The organism is Streptomyces sp. NPDC002088 (assembly GCF_040296605.1).
Taxonomy (GTDB): domain Bacteria; phylum Actinomycetota; class Actinomycetes; order Streptomycetales; family Streptomycetaceae; genus Streptomyces.
This window is the reverse complement of sequence record NZ_JBEOXO010000006.1, coordinates 181,914-197,349: the sequence shown is the minus strand read 5'-3', so window position 1 is coordinate 197,349 and position 15,436 is coordinate 181,914. Positions and strand designations below refer to the sequence as shown.

At 70.6% G+C, this 15,436-nt stretch carries 12 protein-coding genes; 7 read left to right on the top strand and 5 right to left on the bottom strand.

The features are described 5' to 3' along the window. Window positions 1-275 precede the first annotated feature (275 nt). On the bottom strand, window positions 276-3,428 hold the full coding sequence (gene ileS, locus ABT114_RS15250; protein ID WP_351142552.1) for an isoleucine--tRNA ligase: 3,153 nt from the start codon (window positions 3,426-3,428) through the stop codon (window positions 276-278). 603 nt (window positions 3,429-4,031) lie between these two features. On the opposite strand from ileS, the gene ABT114_RS15245 reads away from it, so the two are divergent. The 6 genes from ABT114_RS15245 (at window position 4,032) to ABT114_RS15220 (ending at window position 9,996) form a co-directional block, all read left to right on the top strand. Beyond that, window positions 4,032-5,261, top strand: a complete 1,230-nt coding sequence (locus ABT114_RS15245) for a TraR/DksA family transcriptional regulator (protein WP_351142550.1) — start codon at window positions 4,032-4,034, stop codon at window positions 5,259-5,261. A 100-nt stretch (window positions 5,262-5,361) separates the two neighbouring features. Next, window positions 5,362-6,048 (top strand): signal peptidase II, encoded by a 687-nt coding sequence (gene lspA / locus ABT114_RS15240; protein ID WP_351142548.1) that lies wholly within the window; start codon window positions 5,362-5,364, stop codon window positions 6,046-6,048. Between the two features lie 43 nt (window positions 6,049-6,091). After that, entirely contained in the window at window positions 6,092-7,036 is a 945-nt protein-coding gene (locus tag ABT114_RS15235) for an RluA family pseudouridine synthase (RefSeq protein WP_351142546.1), read from the top strand. After that, on the top strand, window positions 7,033-7,509 hold the full coding sequence (locus ABT114_RS15230; protein WP_351142543.1) for a GNAT family N-acetyltransferase: 477 nt from the start codon (window positions 7,033-7,035) through the stop codon (window positions 7,507-7,509). The genes ABT114_RS15235 and ABT114_RS15230 overlap by 4 nt, the downstream gene beginning before the upstream one ends. Before the next feature lie 86 nt (window positions 7,510-7,595). Then, window positions 7,596-9,182, top strand: coding sequence for a Na+/H+ antiporter (locus tag ABT114_RS15225; protein WP_351142541.1), 1,587 nt, complete (start codon window positions 7,596-7,598; stop codon window positions 9,180-9,182). A gap of 73 nt (window positions 9,183-9,255) precedes the next feature. Beyond that, window positions 9,256-9,996 (top strand): SDR family NAD(P)-dependent oxidoreductase, encoded by a 741-nt coding sequence (locus ABT114_RS15220; RefSeq protein WP_351142539.1) that lies wholly within the window; start codon window positions 9,256-9,258, stop codon window positions 9,994-9,996. A gap of 3 nt (window positions 9,997-9,999) precedes the next feature. Here ABT114_RS15220 and ABT114_RS15215 read toward each other — a convergent pair whose 3' ends face one another. Further along, the gene (locus ABT114_RS15215; protein ID WP_351142537.1) at window positions 10,000-11,115 is read right to left on the bottom strand and encodes a mechanosensitive ion channel family protein; all 1,116 of its coding nucleotides are present in this window, start codon (window positions 11,113-11,115) and stop codon (window positions 10,000-10,002) included. A 105-nt stretch (window positions 11,116-11,220) separates the two neighbouring features. On the opposite strand from ABT114_RS15215, the gene ABT114_RS15210 reads away from it, so the two are divergent. Next, window positions 11,221-11,790, top strand: coding sequence for a dienelactone hydrolase family protein (locus tag ABT114_RS15210; RefSeq protein WP_351142535.1), 570 nt, complete (start codon window positions 11,221-11,223; stop codon window positions 11,788-11,790). 59 nt (window positions 11,791-11,849) lie between these two features. Here ABT114_RS15210 and ABT114_RS15205 read toward each other — a convergent pair whose 3' ends face one another. The 3 genes from ABT114_RS15205 to ABT114_RS15195 all read right to left on the bottom strand — a co-directional run bounded on the left by ABT114_RS15205 (window position 11,850) and on the right by ABT114_RS15195 (window position 15,418). Further along, entirely contained in the window at window positions 11,850-13,511 is a 1,662-nt protein-coding gene (locus tag ABT114_RS15205; protein ID WP_351142533.1) for an alkaline phosphatase D family protein, read from the bottom strand. A 113-nt stretch (window positions 13,512-13,624) separates the two neighbouring features. Next, window positions 13,625-14,437 carry a thioredoxin domain-containing protein gene (locus tag ABT114_RS15200; RefSeq protein ID WP_351142531.1) on the bottom strand — a complete coding sequence of 271 codons (813 nt, stop codon included), beginning with the start codon at window positions 14,435-14,437 and terminating at the stop codon, window positions 13,625-13,627. Window positions 14,438-14,725: 288 nt separating this feature from the next. Further along, on the bottom strand, window positions 14,726-15,418 hold the full coding sequence (locus tag ABT114_RS15195) for a hypothetical protein (RefSeq protein WP_351142529.1): 693 nt from the start codon (window positions 15,416-15,418) through the stop codon (window positions 14,726-14,728). Window positions 15,419-15,436 lie beyond the last annotated feature (18 nt).

Below are 15,436 nucleotides of genomic sequence, written 5' to 3'. Positions count from 1 at the left end.
GCCTTAGGCGTCGGCAGCGTTCAGGGCGAGGCCCCGGATTTTCATCCGGGGCCTCGCCCTTTTTACGCGTGTTGACAGGGGTGGGTCGTAGCGTGCGCGCCATGAGTGGCGAGGACGACGATCCGGGCTACCGCCGGGCCGACCCGGAACCGCTACTGGAGAAGCTGGGGCTCGACGCCCTGCGGCTCGCGGGCGTCCGGCGAAGGGACTGACGGCCGGGTGACGGACGAGGGCCCGGACTCCCCCAGGGGAGGCCGGGCCCTCGTCGCGACGGATTACGCCTTGCGCAGGCGGAACGTCAGGGACAGGCCCTCGTCCGTGAACGGCTCGCCGTAGGAGTCGTCCGCCTCGCCCTGGGCGCTGTGCTCATTCAAGAAGGCCGTGGCGAGGACCTCGTCGGCGATCAGGGCGGTGTGCTCGGTCAGCGCCGCGATGACCGCTGGGTCCGTGGAGGCCCAGCGCAGCGCGATCCGGTCGGCCACGTCGAGGCCGCTGTTCTTACGGGCCTCCTGGATCAGCCGGATCGCGTCACGGGCCAGGCCCGCCTGCCGCAGCTCCTCCGTGATCTCCAGGTCCAGGGCCACCGTGGCGCCCGAGTCGGAGGCCACCGACCAGCCCTCGCGCGGGGTCTCGGTGATGATCACCTCGTCCGGGGCGAGGGTGATCGTCTCGCCGTCGACCTCCACGGATGCCGTGCCCTCGCGCAGGGCCAGGGACAGCGCGGCCGCGTCCGTGTTCGCGACGGCCTTGGCGACGTCCTGGACGCGCTTGCCGAATCGCTTGCCCAGGGCGCGGAAGTTGGCCTTCGCGGTCGTGTCGACCAGCGAGCCGCCGACCTCGGAGAGGGACGCGAGCGCACTCACGTTCAGCTCCTCCGTGATCTGCGCGTGCAGCTCGGGGTCGAGGGCGTCGAAGCCCGTCGCCGCGACCAGTGCGCGGGACAGCGGCTGACGCGTCTTGACGCCCGACTCCGCGCGCGTGGCGCGGCCCAGCTCCACCAGCCGGCGGACCAGGACCATCTGCTTCGACAGCTCCGGGTCGATCGCCGACAGGTCGGCCTCCGGCCAGGACGCCAGGTGCACCGACTCCGGGGCGCCCGGGGCCACCGGCACCACAAGGTCCTGCCAGACCCGCTCGGTGATGAACGGGGTCAGCGGGGCCATCAGCTTCGTGACCGTCTCCACGACCTCGTGCAGGGTGCGCAGCGCGGCCTTGTCGCCCTGCCAGAAGCGGCGACGGGAGCGGCGTACGTACCAGTTGGACAGATCGTCGACGAACGCCGACAGGAGCTTGCCGGCGCGCTGGGTGTCGTACCCCTCCAGGGCCTGCGTCACCTGGTCGGTGAGCGCGTGGAGTTCGGACAGCAGCCAGCGGTCGAGGACCGGGCGGTCGGCCGGGGCCGGGTCCGCCTCGCTCGGCGCCCAGCCGGACGTACGGGCGTACAGGGCCTGGAAGGCGACTGTGTTCCAGTACGTCAGGAGCGTCTTGCGGACGACCTCCTGGATGGTGCCGTGGCCCACGCGGCGGGCCGCCCAGGGGGAGCCGCCGGCCGCCATGAACCAGCGGACCGCGTCAGCGCCGTGCTGGTCCATCAGCGGGATCGGCTGCAGGATGTTGCCCAGGTGCTTGGACATCTTGCGGCCGTCCTCGGCGAGGATGTGGCCGAGGCAGACGACGTTCTCGTACGAGGACTTGTCGAAGACCAGCGTGCCGATCGCCATCAGCGTGTAGAACCAGCCACGGGTCTGGTCGATGGCCTCGCAGATGAACTGCGCGGGGTAGCGGGCCTCGAACAGCTCCTTGTTCTTGTACGGGTAGCCCCACTGCGCGAACGGCATCGAACCCGAGTCGTACCAGGCGTCGATGACCTCCGGTACGCGCGTGGCCGTCTGCTCGCACTGGGGGCACGCGAAGGTGACGTCGTCGATGTACGGGCGGTGCGGGTCCAGCTCGGACTGGTCGGTGCCCGTCAGCTCGGACAGCTCCGCTCGGGAGCCGACCACGGTGAGGTGGTCGTCCTCGCAGCGCCAGATCGGCAGCGGGGTGCCCCAGTAGCGGTTGCGGGACAGCGCCCAGTCGATGTTGTTGTTCAGCCAGTCGCCGTACCGGCCGTGCTTGACCGTGTCCGGGAACCAGTTGGTCTTCTCGTTCTCCTGGAGGAGGCGGTCCTTGACGGCCGTCGTGCGGATGTACCAGGACGGCTGCGCGTAGTAGAGGAGCGCGGTGTGGCAGCGCCAGCAGTGCGGGTAGCTGTGCTCGTACGGCAGGTGCCTGAAGAGCAGACCGCGGTTCTTGAGGTCTTCCGTGAGCTGTTCGTCCGCCTTCTTGAAGAAGACACCGCCGACGAGTGGGACGTCCTCCTCGAAGGTGCCGTCCGGGCGGACCGGGTTCACGACCGGCAGGCCGTAGGCGCGGCAGACCTTGAGGTCGTCCTCACCGAAGGCGGGGGACTGGTGGACCAGGCCCGTACCGTCCTCGGTCGTGACGTAGTCGGCGTTGACGATGTAGTGGGCCGGTGCCGGGAACTCCACCAGCTCGAACGGACGTCGATACGTCCAGCGCTCCATTTCGGCGCCGGTGAAGGTCTGGCCGGTCGTCTCCCAGCCCTCGCCGAGTGCCTTGGCGACGAGCGGCTCGGCGACGACGAGCTTCTCCTCGCCGTTCGTCGCGACGACGTAGGTCACGTCGGGGTGCGTGGCGACGGCGGTGTTGGAGACCAGGGTCCAGGGGGTCGTCGTCCAGACGAGGAGCGCGGCCTCGCCGGCGAGTGGACCTGAGGTGAGCGGGAAACGGACGTACACGGACGGGTCGACGACCGTCTCGTAGCCCTGGGCCAGCTCGTGGTCCGACAGGCCCGTGCCGCAGCGCGGGCACCAGGGGGCGACGCGGTGGTCCTGGACCAGCAGGCCCTTGTTGAAGATCTCCTTCAGCGACCACCAGACCGACTCGATGTACTCGGGGTCCATCGTGACGTACGCGTCGTTCAGGTCGACCCAGTAGCCCATGCGGGTCGTGAGCTCTTCGAACGCGTCGGTGTGGCGGAGCACGGACTCGCGGCACTTGGCGTTGAAGGCGGCGATGCCGTACGCCTCGATCTCCTGCTTGCCGCTGAAGCCGAGCTCCTTCTCGACCGTCAGCTCGACCGGGAGCCCGTGGCAGTCCCAGCCGGCCTTGCGGGCCACGTGGTAGCCGCGCATGGTGCGGAAGCGGGGGAAGACGTCCTTGAAGACGCGCGCCTCGATGTGGTGGGCGCCCGGCATGCCGTTGGCGGTGGGCGGGCCCTCGTAGAACACCCACTCGGGGCGGCCCTCGGACTGGTCCAGGCTCTTGGCGAAGATCTTCTGCTCGCGCCAGAAGTCGAGCACCGCGTGCTCGAGCGCGGGCAGGTCGACCTGGGCGGGCACCTGGCGGTACGTCGGCGCTGTCATCAGCGAGCTTCCTCCAACGGACTTGCGGCCTTCCGTCGGAGGGACGAGAGCCTTCTTGCCTGTCTACGCCGTGTGCGGCGCGCTCCCGCGGTACCACCCTCCTTGGCCCCCCGGTGCGCCCTGTGCGCCGGTGAGCCCCCTCATTGGGGTCGCGAGCCGGTTCTACTGGCCGCTGCTGTCCTGCTGCGGTCTTCTTCCGGCGGCTCCGGGGTGATCTTCACGTCGCGCTCGCCCCCGGGCTTCCACCGTCCCCGGGTCGCTCTGGGCTGCGTACGCCGCTACTCGTCCCCATCCATGCTTTTCGCTCCGCCCAGTGTACGGCGCCGCGCGGACAGCGGCAGACCGGTTTTCGGGGGCTCGGGACACTGGCTCGCCCGCTGCCCGGGATGACCCGAATGGCGAGGTACGCGTGTTCGGATTCCGGGGCGTCGGGCTTGGCGGATTACCCGGCGGGGAGCTGGGCACAACGCTTGCATGTCAGCCGCGCGGCACTCGCGGGGCGCGCGAATCGGGCGGCGTGCCCCGTTGCCGCGGGACTCAAGTCGATTTATCGTCCCAGCACGATTCGCGAGCGAGATCACAATATGTGAAGGGGCCGCGACCATGGTGGCGAAAAAGACCGCCGTACAGCAGGTATCGGCGTCCGGCAGGTCCACGAATGCGGTCGCCTCCGGCGGTGCGGCCAAGGACGTGGGCGGGAAGAAGAGTGCCCAGGGAGCGACGGGGGCGCGCGCCACGAAGTCGGTCGGGACCGTGCGGAGGGCCGACGCCGAGGAGACGGAAACGGCTCCTTCGAAGGCGACCGCCAGGAAAACCGTGACCAAGAAGGCGACGGCTTCGAGGACGGCTCCTTCGAAGACGGCTCCTTCGAAGAAGACGGTCGTGGGGGAGGAGGCCGGGGGACCGCCGGGCGGGAAGTCTTCGGCGAAGACGGCCGCTCCGAAGAGGTCTGCTGAGAAGGCGGCTACTGAGAAGGCGACGGCGGGGAGGAAGACGGCGGCCACCAAGGCGACAGCGGGGAGGAAGACGGCGGCCACGAAGACGGCCGCCAAAGCGACCGCGGAGAGGAAGGCGGCGACGAAGACCGCTGCCGCGAAGAGCACGTCGGTGACGGGCATCACGAAAAATACGGCTGCCACGAACAGCGCGGCCGCCACGAAAAGCACGGCTGCCACGAACAGCGCGGCCGCCACGAAAAGCCGGGCCGCCGCCGAAAGCACGGCCCGGAAGAGCACGGACGTCGCGAACAACGTGGTCAGGAAGGGCAGGCCGGCCGCCAGGAAGAGCGCGGCCGGGAAGAGCACGGCCAAGAAGGTGGGCGCGGCGCAGGCCGCGGAGCAGACGGGAGCCACGACAGTGGTTGCGAAGAAGACTCCTGGCCCGGCCACGGCGGCGAAGACCGCTGTCCCCAAGGCACGGATCGCCGCGGTGGAGCCGGGCGAGCTCGCCGTACGCCCCGGTGAGGACCCCTGGACCCCGGAGGAGGTCGAGGAGGCCCGCGCCGAACTGCTGTCCGAAGCGGAGCGGCTGCGGGCCGAGATCACCTCGTCCGAGGAGTCGCTCGCGGGCCTGATGCGGGACTCCGGGGACGGCGCCGGCGACGACCAGGCGGACACCGGCACCAAGAACATCACGCGCGAGCACGAGATGGCGCTGGCCGCCAACGCGCGAGAGATGCTGATCCAGACCGAGCGCGCCCTGCAGCGGCTGGACGCGGGCACGTACGGCCTGTGCGAGAACTGCGGCAACCCCATCGGCAAGGCCCGTATGCAGGCCTTCCCGCGGGCCACCCTGTGTGTCGAGTGCAAGCAGAAGCAGGAGCGCCGGTACTGATCGCCACCGGGCGACTGTTCGTACGCCTCCTGCGCACATGGGTCCCAGGAGGCGTGCCGTACCCTCGTGCTCAGTCAGGCACCTAGGTTGAGGGACTCACGTGGCAGAGGCGGAGCGGATCATCGGTACGCCGGACACTCCGGACGCGGCGCGGGCGGGGCAGGACCAGCCCGGCGAGAATGCGGCGTCGGGGGAGCGGTCCGGCTCCGAGGGGGCCACGGCCCCGGCCGGCGGGTCCGGCACCGAGGAGACGGCGGCGGCCGGGCCGGGGGCGTCGGAGACCCCCGCAGAGCGGCCCAGGGGCAAGCGGCGCATCGCCGTGCTGTTCGCGGTCGCCGCGTTCGCGTACCTTCTCGACCTGGTCAGCAAGTTGATCGTGGTGGCCAAGCTGGAGCACCACGCGCCGATCGAGATCGTCGGGGACTGGCTGAAGTTCGAGGCCATCCGCAACGCGGGCGCCGCCTTCGGGTTCGGCGAGGCCTTCACCGTGATCTTCACGGTGATCGCGGCGGCGGTGATCGTGGTGATCGCCCGGCTCGCGCGCAAGCTCTACAGCCTGCCCTGGGCGATCGCGCTCGGCCTGCTGCTCGGCGGCGCGCTCGGCAATCTCACCGACCGGATCTTCCGCTCGCCGGGCGTCTTCGAGGGGGCGGTCGTCGACTTCATCGCGCCCAAGCACTTCGCCGTCTTCAACCTCGCCGACTCGGCGATCGTGTGCGGCGGCATCCTGATCGTGCTGCTGTCCTTCCGCGGCCTGGATCCGGACGGGACCGTCCACAAGGACTGAGCGCGCGGTCGGGGCTGTCGGACCCGTCCGGCATACTCGACGGGTGAGCACGATTCCCGAGATCCGAAACCTGCCCGTACCCGACGGCCTGGAGGGCGAGCGCGTCGACGCCGCCATCTCACGCATGTTCGGCTTCTCCCGCACCAAGGCCGCGGAGCTCGCTGCGGCGGGGAAGGTCACGGTCGACGGCTCGGTGGTCGGAAAGTCCGAGCGGGTGCACGGCGGGGCCTGGCTCGAGGTCGAGATGCCGCAGGCGCCCGCGCCCGTGCAGATCGTCGCCGAGCCGGTCGAGGGCATGGAGATCGTGCACGACGACGACGACGTGGTCGTGATCGTCAAGCCGGTCGGCGTCGCCGCACATCCGAGCCCCGGCTGGACCGGCCCGACGGTCATCGGCGGGCTCGCGGCCGCCGGGTACCGCATCTCGACCTCCGGCGCCGCCGAGCGCCAGGGCATCGTGCACCGCCTCGACGTCGGCACGTCCGGCCTGATGGTGGTCGCCAAGTCGGAGTACGCGTACACGTCGCTCAAGCGCCAGTTCAAGGAGCGCACGGTCGACAAGCGCTACCACACGCTCGTGCAGGGCCACCCGGACCCCACCAGCGGCACCATCGACGCGCCCATCGGCCGCCACCCGAACCACGACTACAAGTGGGCGGTCACGGCCGAAGGCAAGCCGTCCGTCACCCACTACGACCTCATCGAGGCCTTCCGCTCGGCCTCCCTCCTCGACGTGAAGCTGGAGACCGGCCGCACCCACCAGATCCGCGTCCACATGGCCGCCCACCGGCATCCGTGCGTGGGCGACCTGACGTACGGCGCCGACCCGACGCTCGCCAAGCGGCTGCGCCTGACCCGTCAGTGGCTGCACGCCGTACGGCTCGGCTTCGAGCACCCCGGCGACGGGCAGTGGGTCGAGTTCGCGTGCGACTACCCCGAGGACCTGCAGCAGGCCCTGGACCAGGTGCGTGAGGAGACCTACGCATGAGCCTGTCGGTCGTCTCGTACGACGTGCGCGTAGCGGAGGAGCCCGCCGACCGTGAGGCCTGCTTCGCGGTGCGCAAGGAGGTCTTCGTCGGCGAACAGGGCGTGCCCGAGGACATCGAGTACGACGCCTACGACGCCGTGGCGCTGCATGTGCTGGCGGTCCGGGACGACGGGGTGCCGCTGGGATGCGGGCGGCTGCTGTACGGCGAGGCGGCCGCGGCGAAGACCGGCGGTGACCCGTCGGTGGGGTCGCTGGGGCGGCTCGCCGTCGCCCAGGCGGCGCGCGGGCTGGGCGTCGGGGCCGCGCTGGTGCGGGGCATCGAGGAGGCGGCACGCGCGCGGGGGCTGGCAGCGGTGGACCTGCACGCGCAGACGCACGCGCTGGGTTTCTACGAGCGGCTCGGGTACGAGGCGTACGGCCCGGAGTTCCCCGACGCCGGGATCCCGCACCGGGCGATGCGGCGCGCTCTGTAGTCGCGGGCCGCGAACGGGCCGGTGGGAGGGGTGGCATGGCAGGCTGAAGGTCTGCTGTGTGAACGTCGACTCCCGGAGCGCTGACCGTGGATCAGTTGGCCCTGCTGTTCGTGCTCTTGCTCGGGGCCGTGGTGAGTGTCCCGGTCGGGGACCGGCTCGGGTTGCCGGCGCCGGTGCTGATGACGCTCCTCGGGATCGCCCTCGCGGTGCCGGACTTCGTACCGAATGTCGATATTCCGCCTGACCTGATCCTGCCCGCGCTGCTGCCGCCGCTGCTGTACGCGGCGGTGCGGCGGACGTCGTGGCGACAGTTCGCGGCCAACAAACGGCCGATCTTCCTGCTGGCCGTGGCCCTGGTGTTCGTCACCACGGTGTGTGTGGCGGCCGTCGCGAACGCGATCGTGCCCGGGCTGCCGATCGCCGCGGCCGTGGCGCTGGGCGCACTCGTCGCCCCGCCCGACCCGGTGGCCGCGACAGCCGTCGCCGGACAGCTGGGGCTGCCGCGTCGGCTGGTCTCGATCCTCGAGGGCGAGGGGCTGTTCAACGACATCACGGCCATCGTGCTGTACCACGTGGCGATCGCCGCCGTCGTCAGCGGGACGTTCTCGCCGTGGCGGGCCGGCCTCGACCTGGTGCTGTCCGCCGTTGTCGCGGTCGCCGTCGGGCTGCTGCTCGGCTGGGGCACCAACAAGCTGATGGACCTGCTGGACGACCCGACGCTCCAGATCGGGCTGACGCTGCTGGTGCCGTACGCCTCGTACGTGCTCGCGGAGGAGCTGCACGGGTCCGGGGTGCTCGCCGTGCTCACCATCGCGCTCTTCATCGCCGAGTACGCCTCCGACGCCGACGACGTGATGGCGCGGTTCGCGGGACACACGTTCTGGGACATCGTCGACACCCTCGTCACGGGTGTCGCGTTCGGGCTGATCGGGCTCGAACTGCACAACGCGATCCGCACGGCGGCGGGGCGGTGGGGCGAGATGCTGGGGTGGGCGGCCGCCGTGGTGGGTGTGGTGGTGCTGGTGCGGCTGGTGTGGCTGTTGCCGGCCACCTGGCTGACCAAGCGGCTGCACGCCAAGCGGGACTACGACGAGGACATCCCGACGAGCTGGCGGGAGACCGTCGTCATGTGGTGGGCGGGGATGCGGGGAGTGGCCTCGGTCGCGTTGGCGCTGGCCGTTCCGCTGGAGACCGCGGACGGGTCGCCGTTTCCGGACCGGGACGAGATCGTGTTCGTCGCGTTCGGAGTGATCATGGCGACGCTGGTGCTCCAGGGACTGACGCTGCCGTGGCTGGTGAAGCGGCTCGGGGTGCGCGCGGACACGGACCTGGAGAAGGAGTTCGAGAGGGAGCTGGCGGTCCGGGCGGCGAAGGCGGCGAAGCGGAGGCTGCGGGAGATCGAGGAGGTCGAGGATCTGCCGGAGGAGCTGTCCGAGCAGATGCTGCGGCGGGCGTTCGACATCGGGGTGCGGATCAGTCCGGAGATGGGGGAGGAGGAGCGCCGGGAGGCGCATGAGCAGCGGGTGCGCAGGCTCAAGCGGGTGCGGCGGATCCAGGCGGAGCTGCTGAGTGCCGCGCGGCACGAGGTGTTGGCGGCGCGGAATGAGCCGGGGGCGGATCCGGAGATCGTGGACCGGGTGTTGCGGCACTTGGACGTGCGTAGTCTTCGGTGATCTGCGGATGGCAGTCGTGTAAACGCAGCCGAATGCAGCGACCTGGCCGGTGTCCCGTGCATAGGCTCGGATCATGGCTCGCAATGTCGTGATCAGTGGTGGCGGTACGGGGATCGGGCTCGCGGCGGCACACGTGTTCGCCGCGGACGGGGATCAGGTCCTGCTGCTCGGGCGGCGGGCCGAGGTGCTGGAGAAGGCCGGGGTGCCGGGGGCGTTGACGTACGCGGCCGATCTCAGCGATCCGCGTGAGGTGCGGGGCGTCGCCGACTTCGTGGCACGGGAGCTGGGGACCGTGGACGTCCTCGTGCACAGCGCCGGAGGCACCGGACAACTCGAGCCCGGGAGCGACAGTGACGATCCGCTCGATGTCGTCGCGCACAACTGGACCGTCAACTTCCGGATCAACACCCTGACCGCCGCTCTCCTCACGGAGGCCCTGCGGGACCGCCTCGCCGAGCCGGGCGGGCGGGTGCTGTTCATCAGTTCCATCGCCGCCTACCGGGGGTCGGGCAGTGGGGCGTACGCCGGCGCCAAGGCCGCGCTGCACCCGTACGCCCACGACCTGGCCCGGGATCTCGGGCCGCGCGGGATCACCGTGAACGTCGTCGCCCCGGGCTATGTCGAGGACACCGGCTTCTTCGGGGACGCGATCGAGGCCGCCCGGCGGGAACGGCTCATCCGGGAAACCCCCACCGGGCGTGCCGGTACGCCCGGGGACGTCGCCGCGACCCTGCACTGGCTCGCGTCCCCGGCCGCCGGGCATGTCACCTCGCAGGTCATCCAGGTCAACGGCGGCGCCGAGCGGGGACACTGACGGTCAGCCGCGGCCCGTCCGCGGCGGCTCGTGGGCGCGGCGCACGGCCCCGTCGCGGGACTCCCCGTCGGGGGACCGGCGGCCCGGCGGCAGCACCGAGTCCGCCGTGTTGACCCGGGGCAGCGCGTACGGGTGCTCCGCGCTCAGCCAGCGGATCATCTGTTCGCGGACCGTGACCCGTACCGTCCAGATGTCGTCCGCGTCCTTCGCGGTCACCAGGGCGCGCACCTGGATGGTGTTCGGCGTCGAGTCGGTGACCGCGACGCCGTAGTCACGGCCGTCCCAGGCCGGGCACTCGCGCAGGATGTCGCGGAGCTTCTCGCGCATCGCCTCGACGGGCGCCGCGTGGTCGAGATGCCAGTAGACGATGCCGGTCATCTGCGGGGTGCCGCGCGACCAGTTCTCGAACGGCTTCGACGTGAAGTACGACACCGGCATGGTGATCCGGCGCTCGTCCCAGGTCCGTACGGTCAGGAACGTCAGCGTGATCTCCTCGACCGTGCCCCACTCGCCGTCCACCACGACCGTGTCGCCGATCCGCACCATGTCGCCGAAGGCGATCTGCAGCCCCGCGAACATGTTGCTGAGCGTGGACTGCGCGGCGACACCGGCGACGATGCCGAGGATGCCGGCCGAGGCCAGCAGCGAGGCGCCGGCCGCGCGCATCGCCGGGAACGTCAGCAGCATCGTGGCCGCGGCGACCACGCCGACGACCGCCGACACCACGCGCATGATCAGCGACACCTGGGTGCGGACGCGGCGGACCCGGGCGGGGTCGCGGTGGGCGCGGGCGTAGCGGCTGTACGACGTCTCGACGATGGCGGCCGCGATCCGGATCACCAGCCAGGCCGCGGACCCGATCAGCACCAGGGTCAGCGTCCGGCCGACGCCGACCCGGTGCTCCTCCAGCACCTTCGCCTCGTCGTACGAGCCTCTGAGCATGGCCGCCCAGAGCACGAGCTGGTAGGGGATGCGGCCACGGCGCAGCAGACCCCACAGCGGGGTCTCGCGATGCCGTTCGTCGGCCTTGCGCAGCAGCCGGTCCGTGGCCCAGCCCAGGGCCAGCGTGAGGATGACCGAGCCGCCGATCACGATCAGCGGGCGGAGTACGTTCTCCATGCTTCCGAACCTAACCAGGCCCGGCGGGTCATGAACATGTGAGTTCCGCGTCGTCGTGGGTATGGGCGCCCGGGAGTTGTCGTACCCGGCTGGCACCATGGCCTCATGAACATCATGCTCTTTCACTCGACGTACGGACTGCGGCCCGCGGTGCGTGCGGCGGCGGACCGGCTGCGCGCGGCCGGGCACGAGGTGTGGACGCCGGATCTCTTCGACGGACGTACGTTCGAGACGGTCGAGGAGAGCGTGGCCTTCAGCGAGGAGCTCGGCAAGGACGAGCTGCTCAAGCGGGCCGTCCTGGCCGCCGCGCCCTACTCCGAGCGCGGGCTCGTGTACGCGGGGTTCTCCCTCGGCGCCTCCATCGCGCAGACGCTGGCCCTCGGCGACGAGAAGGCGCGCGGGCTGCTCCTCCTGCACGGCACGTCGGACATCGCGGCCAACGCCAAGGTGGACGAGCTGCCGGTCCAGCTGCACGTGGCCCAACCGGACCCGTTCGAGACGGACGACTGGCTGAGCGCCTGGTATCTCCAGATGCTCCGGGCCGGCGCCGACGTCGAGGTGTACAGATACGACGGGGCCGGTCACCTCTACACCGACCCCGACCTGCCGGACTACGACGAGGAGGCCGCCGAGGCCACCTGGCGGGTGGCGCTCGGCTTCCTCGAGACGCTCTGAGCGCTCCGCTGGAAGCGCGATGCGGGGCGCGATACCGCACCGGACTTCGTCAAGGCCGCTCAGACCGGGTCGTACGTCCGCTCGACCTTCTGGGTGCCGGTGCGTGTGCGGTACGAACGGGTCCAGGACGAGGTCGCGTTCGCGTCCGTGCGGTCGGACAGGACGTAGTAGTCCATCTGCGCGCGCTCGGCGGTGATGTCCAGGACGCCGTAGCCGTGGCGGTCGGTGTCGACCCAGTGGACGTGCCGGTTGGCGGCGCGGATGATCGGCGAGGCGATCGTGGAGACGGTGCCCTCGGGGACCTTCACGATGTCGTCGAGGTTGTCGGAGGTCACCGAGGTGACGACGAACTCCGCGGCGGCGGACGCGGACAGCGGGTACGTGCCGGCGTCCACCGGTACGTCGTTCGCCCACGCCATGTGGATGTCGCCGGTGAGGAAGACCGTGTTCCCGATCGCGTTCGAGCGCAGGTGGGCCAGCAGTTCGCGGCGGTCGTCGGTGTAGCCGTCCCACTGGTCGGTGTTGAGGGCCAGTCCCTCCTGCGGCAGGCCGAGCAGCTTGGCGAGCGGCTTCAGCAGGTCCGCGGAGAGCGAGCCGACCGCGAACGGCGAGATCATCACCGAGTTGCCGACCAGCCGCCAGGTGGTGTCTGACGCCTTCAGGCCCGCCTTCAGCCAGTCGAGTTGGGCGCGACCGGTGAGCGTACGGTCCGGGTCGTCCACCGAACCGCTGGCCGTGGAGGCCTGCTGGGAGCGGAACGAGCGCAGGTCGAGCAGGGAGAGGTCGGCGAGCTTGCCGAAGCGCAGTCGGCGGTAGGTCGTGCCCGCGATCGCCGGGCGGACCGGCATCCACTCGAAGTAGGCCTGCTTGGCGGCTGCCTGACGGGCCGTCCAGGTGCCCTCGGCGCCCTCGGTGTGGTTGACCGCGCCGCCCGACCAGGCGTTGTCGGCGAACTCGTGGTCGTCCCAGATCGCGATGACCGGCGCCTTGTGGTGCAGGGTCTGGAGGTCCGGGTCGGTCTTGTACTTGCCGTGCCGGATGCGGTAGTCGGCGAGGGTGAGGATCTCGTTCGCGGGCGCGTGCGGGCGGACGACCGTGTCGCGGGCCGCGTACTCGCCGGACTTGTACTCGTAGATGTAGTCGCCGAGGTGCAGCCAGGCATCGAGATCGTTGCGGGCCGCGAGGTGGCGGTACGCGGAGAAGTAGCCGGCCTCCCAGTTGGCGCAGGAGACCACGCCGAAGCGGAGGCCGGAGACCGCGGCGTCGGTGGCCGGAGTGGTGCGGGTGCGGGCGACCGAGGAGTCGGCACCGCCGGCCGAGAACCGGAACCAGTAGTCGGTGGCCGGTTCCAGGCCGCGGATGTCGGCCTTGACGGTGTGGTCGGAAGCGGCCGTCGCGGTCAGGGAGCCCTTGGCGACGATGTTCGTCAGCGCCTTGTCCTTGGCGACGATCCAGCTGACCTCGGTGTCCGGACCCAGCCCTGAGCCGGGTATCGCCTCGGCGGTGGGTGTCACGCGCGTCCACAGCAGGATGCCGTCGGGCAGCGGGTCACCGGAGGCGACGCCGTGCAGGAAGGCGGGGGCCTCGCCGGCGGCACGCGCGGGCAGCGCGGCGGCGAGCGGGCCGGCCAGGACAGCAGTGGCCGCCGCGGCCTTGACGACCGTACGGCGGCGGGGCGAAAGGGAGTTGATGCCCTCGGATGATCTGTATCGACTGGTCACGAGCGATCAGGTTACTGATCGGTATGAACGAGAGCGGGCGAACTCACAAAAGTTCGCCCGCTCTTCGTGTGCCGGTCGGACCAGACCAGCGGCGGATCAGGCAGTAAGGCGGATCAGGCCTTGAGTGCCGCCTCGATCGCCGTGTTGAAGTCGGCCACCGTCATCGGCGCGTTCTGGCCGTCAGAGCCGGTCAGCGCCTTGCCGTCCATCTTCAGGGTCGGGGTGCCCGACACCCCGCTGTCGTCGAAGGTGGCGGACATGTCCAGCGCCCACTTGTCGTAGGTGCCGTCCTTCACGGCCTTCTGGAACTTCGTGTTGTTCTTCAGGGCGGAGACCGTGTTCGCCACCTTGATCAGGTAGGCGTCGTCCTTGAACTTGTCGTCGGTCTCCTCCGGGTGCCACTTCGTCGAGTACAGCGCGGTCTTGTACTCGACGAACGCCTCGGGGCTGACGTTGAGCGCGGCGCCCAGGGCGCTGAGCGCGTTCTTGGAGCCCTCGCCGGAGAGGCTGTTGTCGAGGAACGTGGCACCGACGTACTGGATCTTGAACTTGCCGGCGTCGAGGTCCTTCTTCACCGTCGAGCCGACGGTCTGCTCGAACTGGGCGCAGATCGGGCAGCGCGGGTCCTCGTACATCACGAGGGTCTTCTTGGCGCTGCTCTCGCCGATGACGACGGTCGTGCCGTTCTTGCCGGTGGTGTTGGCCGGCTTGACGAGCGTGTCCTTCTTGGCCGCTTCCCAGTAGCCGGGCTTGTTGGCCTGGACGACGGCGTAACCTATGCCGCCGGCTATCGCCAGGATGGCGACCGCGGAGGAAGCGACGATGACCTGCCGCTTGACCTTGGCCTTCTTGGCCTGGCGCTCACGCTCGAGGCGCAGCCGCTCCCGGGCCGCCGTCTTCGCCGCCGCGCTGTTCCGCTTGCTCATGTCAGTGGTCTCCATAGGGAACACGCACATGTCGTGCGTGGAATAGGTGTGGGGACTGGGTGTGCCAGGACCTGTCCGGCCGATCAAGTCGCAGGAAAGCGACGGTGCCTCGGGAGTGCCGGTGAGCTGGGGCTGGTGCGTGCAGCTGCAAGGCGGAGGAGGGCGTCGACGCGATGGGGGTTCCCCCGCTCGAGCGAAGCCGAGAGTGGGGGAGTCGGCGAGTGACGCCAACGCGGCAGATGTGCGTGCCGACCCCCGCGTCCGCGGCATGATCGGCCGGACAGGTCCCTAGGCGAAGGTGGCCGAGCACGGCGGTCCACGCCGTCCCAGGGAGTGTGCGAGGAGAGGACCACGAGCGGTGGCCGCGCGGAGGACCGGGCGCGGCAGGCGGCGGGCCGCCGGGGCGGGCTGTACGGTCACCGCGGCGACGGCCAGCAGCAGCGGCCGGAACGTGGTCGCGGCCATGGCCCGCAGCACCTGGGCCAGGGCCCGCTCGCCGCGACGCAGCCAGGCGGTCGCGAGGAGGCCGACGACGATGTGCGTGCCGAGCAGCAGCCAGGCCGTGGCCGGGTCGGCGTGGGCGAGCAGGGCCGCGACCCGGTCGGTGTCGGCTCCGGTCACGCGGGCCAGCGGGATGCCGACGTCGGAGCCGCCGCCGCACAGCACGTCGAAGCCGACCGAGCGCAGCGGGCCGGCGACCGGGCCGCCCGCGCGGCCGTAGCAGACGTGCTGGCCGGTGGTGAAGACGGTGTCGGCGGCCAGCTCCAGCGGGACCAGCAGGGCGGCGATCCGCCCGAAGCTCCGCTCGCGGCCCGCCAGCGCGTACGCGAGGACGAACACGGTGACCGCGACCGCGGCCACCGTGTTCACCGGCAGCGGGACCCGGGACAGCAGCACGTGCGACGCGGTGCTGAGCGTCACGACGACTGCCGTGAACAGCGCCGCGCGTACGGCTCTGAGGTGGGTCCCGGATATGTCCATAGCGGAGGAGAGTGTGTC

What these genes read in the sequence shown, in the direction of transcription:
- ABT114_RS15215 (WP_351142537.1), bottom strand. Translation starts at nt 11,115, where the DNA reads ATGGAGAACGTACTCCGCCCGCTGATCGTGATCGGCGGCTCGGTCATC.
- ABT114_RS15230 (WP_351142543.1), top strand. Translation starts at nt 7,033, where the DNA reads ATGAGCCTGTCGGTCGTCTCGTACGACGTGCGCGTAGCGGAGGAGCCC.
- ABT114_RS15220 (WP_351142539.1), top strand. Translation starts at nt 9,256, where the DNA reads ATGGCTCGCAATGTCGTGATCAGTGGTGGCGGTACGGGGATCGGGCTC.
- ABT114_RS15210 (WP_351142535.1), top strand. Translation starts at nt 11,221, where the DNA reads ATGAACATCATGCTCTTTCACTCGACGTACGGACTGCGGCCCGCGGTG.
- ABT114_RS15195 (WP_351142529.1), bottom strand. Translation starts at nt 15,418, where the DNA reads ATGGACATATCCGGGACCCACCTCAGAGCCGTACGCGCGGCGCTGTTC.
- ABT114_RS15200 (WP_351142531.1), bottom strand. Translation starts at nt 14,437, where the DNA reads ATGAGCAAGCGGAACAGCGCGGCGGCGAAGACGGCGGCCCGGGAGCGG.
- ileS (WP_351142552.1), bottom strand. Translation starts at nt 3,428, where the DNA reads ATGACAGCGCCGACGTACCGCCAGGTGCCCGCCCAGGTCGACCTGCCC.
- ABT114_RS15245 (WP_351142550.1), top strand. Translation starts at nt 4,032, where the DNA reads ATGGTGGCGAAAAAGACCGCCGTACAGCAGGTATCGGCGTCCGGCAGG.